Source organism: Bacillus sp. FJAT-49711 (genome assembly GCF_018343715.1).
Lineage (GTDB): Bacteria > Bacillota > Bacilli > Bacillales > Bacillaceae_C > Lederbergia.
Genome location: NZ_JAGYPL010000001.1, coordinates 1,068,158 through 1,082,998, shown reverse-complemented (window position 1 = coordinate 1,082,998; position 14,841 = coordinate 1,068,158). Strand labels below are relative to the sequence as shown.

Annotated in this window: 12 protein-coding genes; all 12 read left to right on the top strand. The window is 37.6% G+C overall.

What is annotated here, in order from left to right; genetic code table 11:
• The first annotated feature begins 26 nt into the window (after positions 1–26).
• Positions 27–4,343 (top strand): PolC-type DNA polymerase III, encoded by a 4,317-nt coding sequence (locus KHA96_RS05205; protein WP_213128204.1) that lies wholly within the window; start codon positions 27–29, stop codon positions 4,341–4,343.
• Positions 4,344–4,676: 333 nt separating this feature from the next.
• Positions 4,677–5,144 carry a ribosome maturation factor RimP gene (gene rimP, locus KHA96_RS05200; RefSeq protein ID WP_213128203.1) on the top strand — a complete coding sequence of 156 codons (468 nt, stop codon included), beginning with the start codon at positions 4,677–4,679 and terminating at the stop codon, positions 5,142–5,144.
• A 40-nt stretch (positions 5,145–5,184) separates the two neighbouring features.
• A complete protein-coding gene (nusA, locus tag KHA96_RS05195; RefSeq protein ID WP_213128202.1) occupies positions 5,185–6,312 on the top strand; it encodes a transcription termination factor NusA in 1,128 nt (375 codons plus the stop codon).
• Positions 6,313–6,324: 12 nt separating this feature from the next.
• The gene (gene rnpM / locus KHA96_RS05190) at positions 6,325–6,606 is read left to right on the top strand and encodes an RNase P modulator RnpM (RefSeq protein ID WP_213128201.1); all 282 of its coding nucleotides are present in this window, start codon (positions 6,325–6,327) and stop codon (positions 6,604–6,606) included.
• A 1-nt stretch (position 6,607) separates the two neighbouring features.
• Positions 6,608–6,913 carry a YlxQ family RNA-binding protein gene (locus tag KHA96_RS05185; protein ID WP_213128200.1) on the top strand — a complete coding sequence of 102 codons (306 nt, stop codon included), beginning with the start codon at positions 6,608–6,610 and terminating at the stop codon, positions 6,911–6,913.
• A 15-nt stretch (positions 6,914–6,928) separates the two neighbouring features.
• The gene (gene infB / locus KHA96_RS05180) at positions 6,929–9,256 is read left to right on the top strand and encodes a translation initiation factor IF-2 (protein ID WP_213128199.1); all 2,328 of its coding nucleotides are present in this window, start codon (positions 6,929–6,931) and stop codon (positions 9,254–9,256) included.
• The gene (locus KHA96_RS05175; RefSeq protein ID WP_213128198.1) at positions 9,253–9,531 is read left to right on the top strand and encodes a DUF503 domain-containing protein; all 279 of its coding nucleotides are present in this window, start codon (positions 9,253–9,255) and stop codon (positions 9,529–9,531) included. The genes infB and KHA96_RS05175 overlap by 4 nt, the downstream gene beginning before the upstream one ends.
• 15 nt (positions 9,532–9,546) lie before the next feature.
• Positions 9,547–9,888 (top strand): 30S ribosome-binding factor RbfA, encoded by a 342-nt coding sequence (gene rbfA / locus KHA96_RS05170; RefSeq protein WP_213128197.1) that lies wholly within the window; start codon positions 9,547–9,549, stop codon positions 9,886–9,888.
• A gap of 120 nt (positions 9,889–10,008) precedes the next feature.
• The gene (gene truB / locus KHA96_RS05165) at positions 10,009–10,914 is read left to right on the top strand and encodes a tRNA pseudouridine(55) synthase TruB (RefSeq protein WP_213128196.1); all 906 of its coding nucleotides are present in this window, start codon (positions 10,009–10,011) and stop codon (positions 10,912–10,914) included.
• A gap of 18 nt (positions 10,915–10,932) precedes the next feature.
• The gene (gene ribF, locus KHA96_RS05160; protein ID WP_213128690.1) at positions 10,933–11,874 is read left to right on the top strand and encodes a bifunctional riboflavin kinase/FAD synthetase; all 942 of its coding nucleotides are present in this window, start codon (positions 10,933–10,935) and stop codon (positions 11,872–11,874) included.
• A gap of 117 nt (positions 11,875–11,991) precedes the next feature.
• On the top strand, positions 11,992–12,261 hold the full coding sequence (gene rpsO / locus KHA96_RS05155; protein ID WP_213128195.1) for a 30S ribosomal protein S15: 270 nt from the start codon (positions 11,992–11,994) through the stop codon (positions 12,259–12,261).
• 425 nt (positions 12,262–12,686) lie between these two features.
• Complete coding sequence (pnp, locus tag KHA96_RS05150) at positions 12,687–14,804, top strand: polyribonucleotide nucleotidyltransferase (RefSeq protein ID WP_213128194.1); 2,118 nt, start codon at positions 12,687–12,689, stop codon at positions 14,802–14,804.
• Positions 14,805–14,841: the final 37 nt, after the last annotated feature.

Below are 14,841 nucleotides of genomic sequence, written 5' to 3'. Positions count from 1 at the left end.
ACCTTCCTTCATGGAGGGCTGAGGCAATGAATTCCGTCGATAAAAAAGAGAGATTTCAGTTGCTTCTTCAACAACTTAATTTAACTGAAGATGCATTTGCACAATATTTATATAATGCGGAAATTTCTAAGCTGACAATTGATCGAATTAAGAAACAATGGCATTTTTCCTTCTTATTTGAAAAAATCATTCCGCATAATGTGTTTTCTACATTTTCTAATCATCTTCAAAAATCTTTTCAACATATTGCTTCTATAAGTTTTGGAGTTGAAACAAAGGATTCGACTCCATCGGAACAACTTATACTAGATTATTGGAATGGGTGTATAAAGGAAATAGATGGTATATCTCCTATGCTGCTAACCTTATTAAATGAACAAACTCCTAAAATTATCAGAAATAAAATTATTATTCGCACCCGGAATCATACAGAAGCAGAGACATTGAAAACAAAATACGGCAGTTTGATTCTTGATATTTATAAAAGTTTCGGCTTTCCTTTACTCCAATTTGATGCTGAGGTTAGCGACGAGCAACAATCAGAGGAAGTACAGAAAATCATTGAGGCTAACCGAAAAGAAGATGAGGAAAGGGCAAGACAAGCAGTAGTTGAAATGCAGCGAACTGATTCAGAAAAAGACCAAAATAATGGGACTCAGGCTGGTCCTCTTACAATTGGTATATCAATTAAAAATGATGAAGAAATTAAGAGACTTGAGGAAATTATTGACGAGGAAAGAAGAATCACAGTAGAAGGCTTTATTTTTGATGCTGAAGTGAGAGAGCTTAGAAGCGGACGCTCATTATTAACGTTTAAAATGACAGATTATACGGATTCGATTTTAATTAAAATGTTTTCAAGAGATAAAGAAGACGCGGAAATGTTAAAGATGGTTAAAAAGGGAATGTGGGCCAAAGTGAGAGGGAGCGTACAAAATGATACGTTTGTTCGCGATTTGGTCATGATGGCTCACGATATAAACGAAGTAAAACCAAAAATGCGCCGTGATTTAGCTGAAGAAGGGAATAAGCGTGTTGAATTGCATCTTCATTCTCCAATGAGTCAAATGGATGCTGTAACTTCAATTTCCAGTTATGTTGGACAAGCGAAAAAATGGGGACATAAAGCCATTGCGATAACGGATCATGCAATTGTGCAATCTTTTCCTGAAGCCTTCAGTGCAGGCAAAAAAAATGAGATTAAAATTCTATACGGCTTAGAAGCGAACTTAATTAATGATGGTGTTCCGATTGCCTATAATAGTGTTCATCGTTTACTGGAAGATGCTGAATATATTGTTTTTGACGTGGAAACAACGGGTCTTTCAGCCATTTACGATACAATTATAGAGCTTGCTGCAGTTAAAATTCGAAATGGAGAAGTGATTGATAAATTTGAAAGCTTTGCGAATCCACATCATCCTCTTTCTGCGACTACGATTGAATTGACTGGAATTACTGATGATATGGTGAATGATGCTCCCGAAGTAGAAGAAATGCTGCAGAAATTTTACGAATGGTCGGAAGATGCCATATATGTTGCACATAATGCTACCTTTGATATGGGCTTTTTAAATACAGGATTCCAGAGAATCGGTATTGGCAAATCAAAAAACCCCGTTATAGATACGTTAGAACTTGCCAGGTTTTTATATCCTGAATTTAAAAATCATCGTTTAAACACACTTGCCAAAAAGTTCGATATTGAATTGACTCAGCATCATAGGGCAATATATGATGCCGAGGCTACCGGTTATTTGTTTTTAAAAATGTTAAAGGATGCCGGGGAAAAAGGGATAGAATATCATGATCAGTTGAATGACTATATGGGTAAGGGTGATGCATATAAACGTGCAAGACCGAGCCATTGTACGTTGCTTGCTAAAAATGAGATTGGCCTAAAAAACCTATTTAAACTTGTATCTATTTCTCACTTAAACTACTTTTATCGAGTTCCACGAATTCCAAAATCACTTCTAGAAAAATATCGAGAAGGCATTCTTGTAGGATCTGGCTGCGATAAAGGAGAAGTCTTTGAAGCAATGATGCAAAAAGGGCGAGCCGAAGCTGAGAAGGCAGCAGCATTTTACGATTATCTTGAAGTTCATCCGAAACCTGTTTATGCCCCTTTAATAGAAATGGAACTTGTTAGAGATGAAAAAGATTTAGAAGATATTATTAGGAATATAGTAGATATGGGTGAGAAACTAAATTTACCTGTTGCTGCAACTGGTAATGTACATTATTTAAATGAAGAAGATAAAATTTATCGTAAAATTTTGATTAACTCTCAAGGTGGGGCAAATCCGTTAAATAGACATGAATTACCTGATGTTCATTTTAGAACGACAAATGAAATGCTTTCTGAATTTGCTTTTTTAGGAAAAGAACAAGCGATGAAAATAGTTGTAGAAAATTCCAATGCTATCGCCGATATGATTGAAGAGATCAAACCGATTAAAGATGATCTTTATACACCTAAAATTGAAGGTGCTGAAGAAGAGATACGGACGATGAGCTATGAAATGGCTAGAAGCATCTACGGCGACCCGCTTCCAGAAATAATAGAAGCAAGACTAGAGAAAGAATTGAAAAGCATTATCGGCCATGGTTTTGCCGTTATATATCTGATTTCTCATAAGCTCGTTAAAAAATCTTTGGATGATGGCTATTTAGTTGGTTCTCGAGGATCGGTCGGATCTTCATTTGTAGCTACGATGACTGAAATTACTGAAGTAAATCCAATGCCGCCACATTATGTATGCCCTAATTGCAAGCACTCTGAGTTTTTTGATGATGGATCCGTTGGTTCTGGATTTGATTTACCGGATAAAGATTGTCCAAAATGTGATACTGTATACAAAAAAGATGGTCACGATATCCCGTTTGAAACATTTCTTGGTTTCAAAGGTGATAAAGTACCAGATATTGATCTTAACTTTTCTGGAGAATATCAGCCTCATGCACATAATTATACAAAAGTTCTATTCGGAGAAGATTATGTTTATCGGGCAGGAACAATTGGTACTGTAGCAGAAAAAACAGCTTTTGGTTATGTAAAAGGGTATGCCCAAGATAACAACCTTCATTTGAGAAATGCTGAAGTTGATCGATTAGTTCAAGGCTGTACAGGTGTTAAAAGGACAACTGGCCAGCATCCAGGTGGAATTATTGTAGTACCAGATGATATGGAAATTTTTGATTTCAGCCCAATTCAATTCCCTGCGGATGATAGTGATTCAGAATGGAAAACGACTCATTTTGATTTTCATTCTATCCATGATAATTTACTAAAACTTGATATTCTTGGACATGATGATCCGACAGTTATCAGAATGCTTCAGGATTTAAGCGGTATTGATCCAAAAACGATCCCTACCGACGATCCTGAGGTAATGAAGATTTTTAGCGGGACGGAGTCACTTGGTGTTACAGAAGAGCAAATAATGTGTAAAACTGGGACGTTGGGAATACCAGAATTCGGAACCCGGTTTGTCCGTCAGATGTTAGAAGATACAAAACCAACTACATTTTCGGAATTGGTACAAATCTCAGGATTATCTCACGGTACAGATGTATGGCTTGGAAACGCTCAGGAACTAATTCACAATAAAATATGTACATTGCCTGAAGTAATTGGCTGTCGTGACGACATTATGGTTTATTTGATCTACCAAGGACTTGAACCATCACTTGCATTTAAAATAATGGAATCAGTTCGTAAAGGGAAGGGCCTTGCTCCTGAATGGGAAGATGATATGAGGAAAAACAATGTTCCCGAATGGTATATTGACTCATGTAAAAAAATAAAGTATATGTTTCCTAAAGCTCATGCAGCTGCTTATGTATTAATGGCTGTGAGAATTGCTTACTTTAAAGTGCATCATCCACTTTATTATTACGCGGCTTATTTTACGGTAAGGGCAGAAGATTTTGATCTAGAAGCAATGGTAAGAGGATCACAAACGATCCGTGCGAAAATTGAAGAAATAAATATAAAAGGTCTAGACGCCTCGCCGAAGGAAAAAAGCTTGCTGACAGTATTAGAGCTTGCACTTGAAATGTGTGAAAGGAATTTTAAATTTCAACGTGTCGATCTTTATCGTTCTAGCGCGACAAAGTTTATCATTGATGGAGATTCATTAATACCTCCATTCAATTCGATACCCGGACTAGGAACAAATGCGGCATTGAATATCGTCAAGGCCCGGGAAAATGGTGAATTCTTATCAAAAGAGGACTTGCAGCAGAGAGGTAAAGTTTCTAAAACAATTATTGAATACTTGGATAAGCATGGATGTCTTGAGTCACTGCCTGAACAAAATCAGCTATCACTGTTTTAGATGAGTTTCTTTTTTCAAAGTCGAGCTGCAACGCCTAGCCCCTCGAGGTCAAATAACCTGAAGCAATAAAAGTCAAAGAGCAGACTTTTTTTGCTTCAGAACATTTGCTTGTCGGGGCTACCTAGGCGCTTCCGCTCTTCTAATTTGCATAAAAATGATGGATATGGTATATTTTTAATGGAAATACTGTGAATAACTCTCTGTTGACAAAAGAGTGGGCGCCCCCCACTCTTTCGTATTGTTCAAAAGAATAGCGGAAGCTAGACAAATCGTAAGAGCCAGACACAAAATTAACTTGAAAACACTATTGAAACTCTCATCATGGAGGTCATTATGAGTAAAGTTACTGAAATCGTTGAAGAACTCGTAACTCCCATTTTAGAAGATATGAAACTCGACCTTGTTGATACTGAATATGTTAAAGAAGGAAAAAATTGGTTTCTCCGAATCTTTATTGACAAGGAACATGGTGTGGATATTGAAGAATGCGGTATAGTAAGCGAAAGATTAAGCGCAATACTAGATGAAGTGGATCCAATTCCTCATAACTATTTTTTAGAAGTATCTTCACCAGGTGCCGAACGTCCCTTAAAAAAAGAGACTGATTTTGAATCTTCAATTGGTAAAAACATTCATATTAAAACATACGAGCCTATTGATGGTGAAAAAACATTCGAAGGTAAGCTGATTCATTTTAATGAAGGAATCATAACACTTGAAGTGAAAATTAAAACACGGGTAAAAACGATTGAAATTCCATATGAAAAAGTTGCAAAAGCTAGATTGGCCATAGTTTTTTAACAAAGGTAAAAGAGACGAAATAAAGGGGATGACCGTTAAAATGAGCTCGGAACTATTGGATGCTCTCATTATTCTGGAAAGAGAAAAAGGAATAAGTCGTGACGTATTGATTGAAGCAATTGAAGCGGCTCTTGTTTCAGCTTATAAGCGAAATTTTAATCAAGCACAAAATGTTCGTGTTGATTTGAATTTGGCAACAGGCACAATGCGAGTGTTTGCCCGCAAGGAAATCGTTAATGAAGTGTTTGATTCAAGACTTGAAATATCTCTTGATCAGGCAAAAAATATTAATCCTGCATATGACACTGGTGATATCGTTGAGTTGGAAGTAACTCCGAAAGATTTCGGAAGAATAGCAGCACAAACGGCGAAACAAGTTGTAACACAACGTGTCCGCGAAGCAGAGAGAGGTATTATCTACTCGGAATTTATTGACAGAGAAGATGATATTATGACAGGAATTGTACAGAGGCAAGATCCAAGATTTATTTATGTCAGCCTTGGGAAAATTGAAGCCTTACTGCCGCAAAGTGAGCAAATGCAGAATGAAACATACAGACCGCATGATCGTATTAAGGTCTATATTACCAAGGTTGAAAAGACGACAAAAGGTCCACAAATATATGTTTCTCGGACGCATCCTGGCTTGCTTAAAAGATTATTTGAAATTGAAGTTCCTGAGATTTATGACGGTACTGTAGAAATTAAATCGGTAGCCCGCGAAGCTGGAGATCGTTCCAAAATATCTGTAAGTACTGATAATCCTGAAGTGGATCCAGTAGGTTCTTGTGTAGGGCCAAAAGGTTCTCGCGTTCAAGCAATTGTTAATGAATTAAAAGGTGAAAAGATTGATATTGTAGAATGGTCTTCCGATCCAATCGTTTTCGTAGCAAATGCATTGAGTCCTTCAAAAGTATTAGACGTGGAAATTCATGAGGAAGAAAAAGCAACGACTGTTATCGTACCGGATTATCAATTGTCATTAGCAATCGGTAAACGAGGACAAAACGCTAGACTTGCAGCGAAGTTAACAGGTTGGAAAATTGATATAAAAAGTGAAACTGATGCTCGTGCTCAAGGAATTTATCCACGCGAAGAGGCCCTTCTCTTTTTTGATGAAGATGAATCAAGTGACACATTCGATTTAAATGATGAAGAAATCGAATAGGGGTGAATTAATTTGGCAGTTCGAAAAAAAATACCAATGAGAAAATGTTTAGCTACGGGTGAAATGAAACCTAAAAAAGAAATGATTAGAATTGTCCGTTCTAAGGATGGAGAAGTATCTGTCGATATAACAGGTAAAAAACCTGGCAGAGGTGCTTATGTCTCTTTAGACCGTGAAGCTATAGTAGCGGCGAAAAAGAAAAACATCTTTGCTAGCCAGTTAAATGCTGAAGTGGATGATTCTGTATACGAAGAACTCATTGCATTACTTGATAAAGAAAGCAAGCCTCAATAAAATGAAACAGGAAAAATGGATGTCACTGCTTGGATTGGCAAATCGAGCAAGAAAAATTATTTCTGGAGAAGAATTGGTCGTAAAGGAAATCAAAAATGGAAGGGCTAAGCTTGTATTAATTTCCAAAGATGCCTCTTCTAATACTTCAAAAAAAATTCAGGATAAATGCACTTATTACGATGTTCCTTTTCGATTTGTAGAATCAAGAGAAAAACTAGGTCATGCTATTGGGAAGGACGAAAGAGTAGTAGTAGCAATTCTAGAAGATGGCTTTGCAAAAAAGCTTACTTCAATGCTCGATGAATAAAACGGGGGTGAACCTATGAGTAAATTACGTGTATATGAATACGCAAAAAAACAAAACACATCTAGTAAAGAAGTAATTTCAAAACTGAAAAGTTTGAATATAGAAGTTTCCAATCATATGTCTATGATCGATGAAGCAACTTCCCGTAAACTAGATTCTATTTATAGCAGCAAAGAAACACCAAGCAAAAACAATGCAACAAAATCAAATCCACAGCGTAAAGTCCAACCAAATGGTGAACATGGACAGAAATCTCGCAATAACCAACCGAGAAGTCCACAGGCGAAAGATCATAAAGCTACACAATCTAAAAATACGAATGAGCAGCAAAGCCGCTCTGAAAACAATCATGCCAAAACGGCGCCTAACCATAGACCAGCTGGAAATGGAACTAAACGTAATAATGAGATGGGGCAAAATAATTTTAATATGAAAAATAGTACGGGAAATAATCAGAATAAAAATCAACAGCAAAAAGGCGGCAACAAAGGTTTCAATAAGAATCGCAAAGGCAGTGTGAATAATAAAAACACAAAGCAAAGGCAAAAGCCGCAGCAACATCAGCCAGCACCTCAAAAGCAAAAAGAACTCCCTGAAAAGATTACGTTCAGCGGATCTCTTACAGTTGGAGAATTAGCGAAGAAACTCCATCGTGAGCCATCTGAACTTATCAAAAAGTTATTCCTTTTAGGAGTTATTGCAACCATTAATCAGGAATTGGATAAGGATGCAATTGAATTAATCTGTACAGATTACGGAGTAGAGGTTGAAGAAGAAATTCAAATAGATACTACAGACCTTGAAGTGTATTTTACAGAAGATAATGAGGAAAACTTAACTGAACGTCCTTCAGTTGTTACGATAATGGGTCATGTTGACCACGGAAAAACAACTTTATTGGATTCCCTTCGCAACACTAAGGTAACAGCTGGAGAAGCTGGGGGCATCACGCAACATATTGGGGCGTATCAAATCGTTGCCAATGGTAAAAAAATAACTTTCCTTGATACACCTGGACACGCGGCCTTTACGACAATGCGTGCTCGCGGTGCTAAGGTAACTGATATTACTATTCTTGTCGTTGCTGCAGATGATGGGGTTATGCCACAAACAATTGAAGCCATTAATCACGCAAAAGCAGCGGAAGTACCAATTATTGTTGCTGTCAATAAAATGGATAAACCAACAGCCAATCCTGATCGCGTTATGCAGGAATTGACTGAGCATGGTTTAGTTCCTGAAGATTGGGGCGGAGATACGATATTTGTTCCGATTTCTGCACTTAAAGGAGAAGGAATCGACAGCTTGCTTGAGATGGTTTTACTCGTAAGTGAAGTTGAAGAATTTAAAGCTAACCCAAACCGAAATGCAATCGGAACTGTTATTGAAGCACAGCTTGATAAAGGGCGCGGATCTGTTGCTACCTTGCTCGTACAAAATGGTACGTTGAAAATTGGCGACCCAATTGTAGTAGGCAGTACGTATGGTCGAGTCCGAGCAATGGTCAATGATGTCGGAAGAAGAGTTAAGGAAGCAGCGCCATCGACTCCTGTAGAAATAACAGGCTTAAACGATGTACCTCAAGCTGGGGATAGATTTGTTGTATTTGATGACGAAAAAACCGCTCGCCAAATTGGAGAGGTTCGTGCACAAGAGGCATTGCTCGCTTCAAGAAATGAAAGTTCACGAGTTAGCCTTGACACTTTATTTGAACAAATGAAACAAGGCGAAATGAAGGATTTAAATGTAATCGTAAAGGCAGATGTGCAAGGTTCAGTAGAGGCACTAGCTGCAGCATTAAGGCAAATTAATGTCGAAGGTGTTAATATTAAAATCATTCACACAGCAGTAGGTGCCATCAATGAATCAGATATCACACTAGCTGCGGCTTCTAATGCAATTGTAATTGGATTTAACGTTCGACCAGATGTGAACGCGAAACGTGCAGCGGAATCTGAAAGTGTTGAAGTTCGTCTCCATCGCGTTATATATAAAGCAATTGAAGAAATTGAAGCAGCGATGAAAGGAATGCTTGATCCAGAGTTTGAGGAAAAAATTATTGGTCAGGCAGAAGTCCGTCAAACATTTAAAGTTTCAAAGATCGGTACGATTGCAGGATCATATGTAACAGATGGGAAAATTACACGTGATAGCGGTGTACGTCTTATCAGAAATGGTATCGTCATTTATGAAGGTGTCATTGATGATCTTAAACGATATAAAGATGATGTAAAAGAAGTTAGCCAAGGATATGAGTGTGGTATTACTATTAAGAACTTTAATGATGTAAAGGAAGAAGACATTATTGAGGCATACTTAATGGAAGAAATTGAGCGTCCTTGATAGGCTTCGTCGAATGTGAATACATGATTTTTCATTCCCATTCATTAAAAGAAAAAAGGGCAGTCCTACAGCGGACCTTGACGAGACTTAGACAAAAGTTCAACGTTTCAGCTGCTGAAGTTGATCATCAAGATTCATGGCAGTTAACAACAGTTGCGATGACTAGTGTATCATCTTCAAGACAGGCCGCTGAGAGAGAACTAAATCATGCCCTTAGTTTTCTGGATTCATTTCCTGAGTGGGAAAGAGTAAGCACAACTTTTGAATGGCTGTAATGAGAGGTGTTAGTTATGAGTTTACGTGCCAATCGTGTTGGAGAACAGATGAAAAAAGAGCTTGGTGAAATAATCAGTAGAAAAATTAAAGATCCTCGTATTGGTTTTGTTACAATAACTGACGTACATGTTACGGGGGATCTACAACAGGCCACTGTTTATATTTCCGTTCTTGGGGATGAAGAGCAAAAAGTTAATACATTAAAAGGACTTGCTAAAGCAAAAGGATTCATCCGATCAGAAATTGGTCAAAGAATCCGTCTTCGTAAAACTCCGGAAATCTCTTTTGAATTCGATGAATCCATTGGTTATGGAAATAGAATTGAATCATTATTGAAACAAATAAAAGATGACTAGCAGCATAACTTAAGGCCGTTCCCATATATGCTTTGTTCCATTCACTTATAGATACTCGTGAATGGTCTTTGCACCTCTAATGGGACGGCTTTTTCATCGTGGAAAGGAGATGAATATTTCATGGATGGTATATTGCCTTTGTGGAAACCAAAAGGAATGACTTCCCATGATTGTGTCTTTAAAGTACGAAAAATTTTAAAAATGAAAAAGGTTGGACATACTGGCACACTCGATCCAGATGTGGACGGCGTTTTACCTATTTGTTTGGGAAGAGCAACTAAAATTGCCGAGTACATTACGGATGCCGGTAAAGTATATGAAGGAGAAGTCACTCTTGGCTATTCAACAACGACCGAAGATTCTTCTGGTGAGATCGTTGAAGAAAAAAAAGTAGACCGAAATATAAGTATGGAGGATATAGAAACTGTACTGCAATCTTTTAAAGGGATAATCAAGCAGACGCCTCCAATGTTTTCTGCTGTAAAGGTTAAAGGAAAGCGGCTATATGAATATGCCCGTGCAGGAATAACGATTGACCGCCCTTCAAGGAATGTGCATATTTATGATATAAAATTGCTAGATGAATCGAAAGAAGAGAAGGATGGGTATGCTTCTTTTCGTTTTCGCGTCCATTGCAGCAAAGGTACGTATATACGAACATTAGCTGTCATGATTGGGGAAGAACTAGGATATCCAGCGCATATGTCTTTGTTAACGAGGACAGCTTCTGCTTCAATAACAGCAAGTGATTGTATTACATTTGAGCAATTGGAAGAGCTTGTACAAAATGGAGAAGTCATACATAATATTTATCCATTAGAAACAGGGATTTCTCACTTGTCCTTTTTTCCATTAGATAGTAATTTAGTAATGAAGATAAAAAATGGCGCAGTCCTCCCTAAGCCAAATAATTGGCCTGAAGGACAGGTTGTAATGGCATTCAATGGAGTGGCCTATGCAATTTATCAAATTCATCCTGAGAATGAAACACTGATTAAACCAGTGAAAGTTTTAAGAAATGAGTAGGTGAAAAAATTGAAAGTAATGATGATCAATCATCCACATCAATTTAGTCAAAATGATTTCCCGCCGCTGGCATTAGCATTAGGTTTTTTTGATGGCGTACATAAAGGACATCAAAAGGTTATTTCAACAGCACAGCATATCGCGGATGAAAATGAAGTGAAAAGTGCTGTCATGACATTTGATCCTCATCCCTCAGTCGTATTAGGTAAAAAAAGAAAGACTGTCCAATATATTACCCCGTTGGAAGATAAAATTGATTTAATTTCTTCCCTTGGAATAGATTTTTTATTTGTTGTTCGTTTTACCTCTGCATTTTCAAGTTTAGAACCTGAAGCTTTTGTTAAGGAATACCTAATTAATCTAAATGTTAAGCATGTTGTGGCAGGTTTTGACTATACGTACGGAAAATTTGGAAAAGGTACGATGGAAACATTATCACAACATGGAAAAGGAAATTTCGACGTCACGACTGTTGCAAAATTGGAAGAAGATAATGAGAAAGTTAGCTCCACTAAAATAAGAGAGCTTATACATGCTGGCGAAATGATCCAAGCGAAAGATTTATTAGGAAGATTTTTTGTTACAAAAGGGACAGTTGTTCACGGGGAAAAGCGTGGACGAGAATTGGGATTCCCAACCGCCAATATTCAATTAGAAAATGATTATCTCATTCCGAAAATAGGAATTTATGCTGTACGCTTCCATGTTGCAGGAAGGTGGTATAATGGTGTTTGTAGTGTAGGATATAATCCTACATTTAAAGCACCGGGTGAAACTATGCTTTCTATCGAAGTACATATATTAGATTTTGACGAAACGATTTATGGAGAAGAAGTACAGGTTGAGTGGCATATTTACTTGAGGAATGAAAAAAAATTCAATGGAATTGAAGAACTAATATTACAAATTTCGAAAGATGTACAAACGACAATCGAATACTTTGATGGGTTGGACAAATAAACTTGATTTTTGTCTAGGAAAGATGTATTCTAATACAGTATCAAGAACCTTTGCTTGGCAAGGCGACTCACCAACGTTTGCTAGGTAACTGGGGATAGAAAATAGGAGGTGAACAGGATGGCGATTTCTCAAGAACGTAAAAATGAAATCATCAACCAATATAAGATTCATGAAAATGATACCGGATCTCCGGAAGTTCAAATTGCTGTTTTAACAGAAGAAATCAACAAATTGAACGATCATCTTCGCATGCATAAAAAAGATCATCATTCACGTCGTGGATTGCTTAAAATGGTAGGGCGACGCCGTAACCTTTTAACGTATCTTCGCAACAAAGATGTGCAGCGTTATCGTGAATTAATTAACAGCCTAGGCTTACGTAGATAATATCCGTATAGCCTTTAAAAAGCGGGATTTTTTCCCGCTTTTTTATTAGGTATTTAGAAAGTGGTTTCATTAGGGATTCATTGCTGCTAACCGAGGCAATACTGCTTAGGACTGTCATGTAATACGTGGCAGAACTGAACATTGGACATGTGTACGAAATGGTTCATTTTCGTCCAGCTGCAGTCGCCAGCCCCTCGAGGTCAAATAACCTGAGTCAATAAAAGTCAAAAAACGGACTTTTTTGCCTCAGAACATTTGCTTGTCGGGGCTGACCAGGCGACTTCCGCTTTTGTTCGCGCCCATGTCTAATGTTCAGTAATCGGTCTGCACTCTGATTCCAACTAATGACAAAAACTTTTCTTATGTTGCTAGTCCGCAATATATTTGACAGACGATTCAATCGTATGAAAGTGAGGAAAGAATGCATGGAACAAATAAAAAAAACATTTAGTATCGATTGGGCGGGAAGACCGCTGACAGTTGAAATTGGCCAATTAGCGAAGCAAGCTAGTGGGGCTGCATTAATTCGATATGGGGATACTGCAGTCTTAAGTTCTGCCACAGCATCTAAAGAAGCAAAAGCGGTGGACTTTTTCCCTTTAACCGTTAATTACGAAGAAAGATTATATGCAGTAGGAAAAATTCCTGGTGGATTCATTAAAAGGGAAGGACGTCCAAGTGAAAAAGCTATTTTAGCAAGTCGATTAATTGATCGTCCAATCCGTCCACTTTTCGCAGATGGTTTCAGAAATGAAGTCCAAGTTGTCAGTATCGTTATGAGTGTCGATCAAAATTGTTCTTCTGAAATGGCGGCAATGTTTGGGTCTTCACTTGCACTGAGTGTATCTGATATTCCTTTTGAAGGTCCGATTGCTGGGGTAGTAGTAGGTAGAATTGATGGTCATTTCGTTATTAATCCTACAGTAGAACAAATGGAGAACAGTGATATTAATTTAACTGTTGCAGGAACGAAAGATGCTATCAATATGGTTGAAGCAGGTGCCGATGAAGTAACTGAAGAAATCATGCTGGAAGCGATCATGTTTGGTCATGAGGAAATTAAAAAGCTCATTCAATTCCAAGAAGAAATTGTAAAGGAAGTTGGAAAGGCCAAAAGAGAAGTAGTGCTTTATGAGGTAGACGCTGATCTAGATCAAGAAGTACGTAATATATGTGAAAAAGATCTTATTCAAGCAATTCAAGTAGAAGAAAAACATGCCCGTGAAGAAGCAATTCAATCTGTTAAAGATAAAGTGATTGCAGACTTTTCTGAACGTGAAAATATAGAAGACGCTACAGTTAAACAAGTGAAACAAATTTTAAGTGATCTTGTAAAAGAAGAAGTACGTCGTTTAATTACAGTGGAAAAAGTACGTCCAGATGGAAGAAAGCCGGACGAAATTCGCCCTCTTTCATCGGAAATCAGACTTTTAGCGAGAACACATGGTTCAGGTTTGTTTACTCGTGGACAAACACAAGCATTAAGTATTTGTACATTAGGAGCTCTTGGGGATGTACAAATATTAGATGGACTTGGAATAGAAGAATCCAAACGTTTTATGCATCATTATAATTTTCCTCATTTTAGTGTTGGTGAAACGGGTCCTATCCGTGGGCCGGGTCGACGTGAAATTGGACATGGTGCGCTCGGCGAACGTGCATTAGAGCCTGTCATACCGAATGAAGCCGATTTTCCATATACGATTCGTCTTGTGTCGGAAGTTTTGGAATCGAATGGATCAACCTCACAAGCAAGTATATGTGCGAGCACGCTTGCGATGATGGATGCGGGTGTCCCTATTAAAGCTCCAGTAGCAGGAATTGCAATGGGTCTTGTTAAATCAGGTGAACATTATACTGTATTAACAGACATTCAAGGTATGGAAGATCATCTTGGAGACATGGACTTTAAAGTAGCTGGTACAGCAAAAGGTGTAACAGCGCTGCAAATGGATATTAAAATCGATGGGCTATCACGTGAAATTCTTGAGGAAGCATTAATGCAAGCGAAACACGGACGTATTCACATATTGGATTCCATGATGGAAACCATTAAAGAACCAAGAAAACAACTTTCTGAATATGCTCCTAAAATTCTTACTTTACAAATTAATCCAGATAAAATTAGAGATGTCATTGGTCCAAGCGGTAAACAAATCAATAAAATTATCGAAGAAACCGGCGTAAAAATCGACATTGAACAAGATGGTAAAGTATTTATTGCTTCTGCGAATGAAGAGATGAATGTGAAAGCGAAGAAAATCATTGAAGATCTGGTTCGAGAAGTGGAAATTGGGCAGATTTATTTAGGGAAAGTAAAACGCATAGAAAAATTTGGTGCTTTCGTTGAATTATTCCCTGGTAAAGATGGATTGGTTCATATTTCACAACTTGCTGAGGAGCGAGTGAACAAAGTGGAAGATGTTGTATCCATAGGTGATGAAATTCTTGTAAAAGTAATCGAAATCGATAACCAAGGCAGAGTGAACATCTCAAGAAAAGCTGTCTTAAAAGAGCAAAAAGAACAACAAAATAAGGAATAATAAAAATCAAAGCCAAGGCAACTTGGCTTTATTTTTT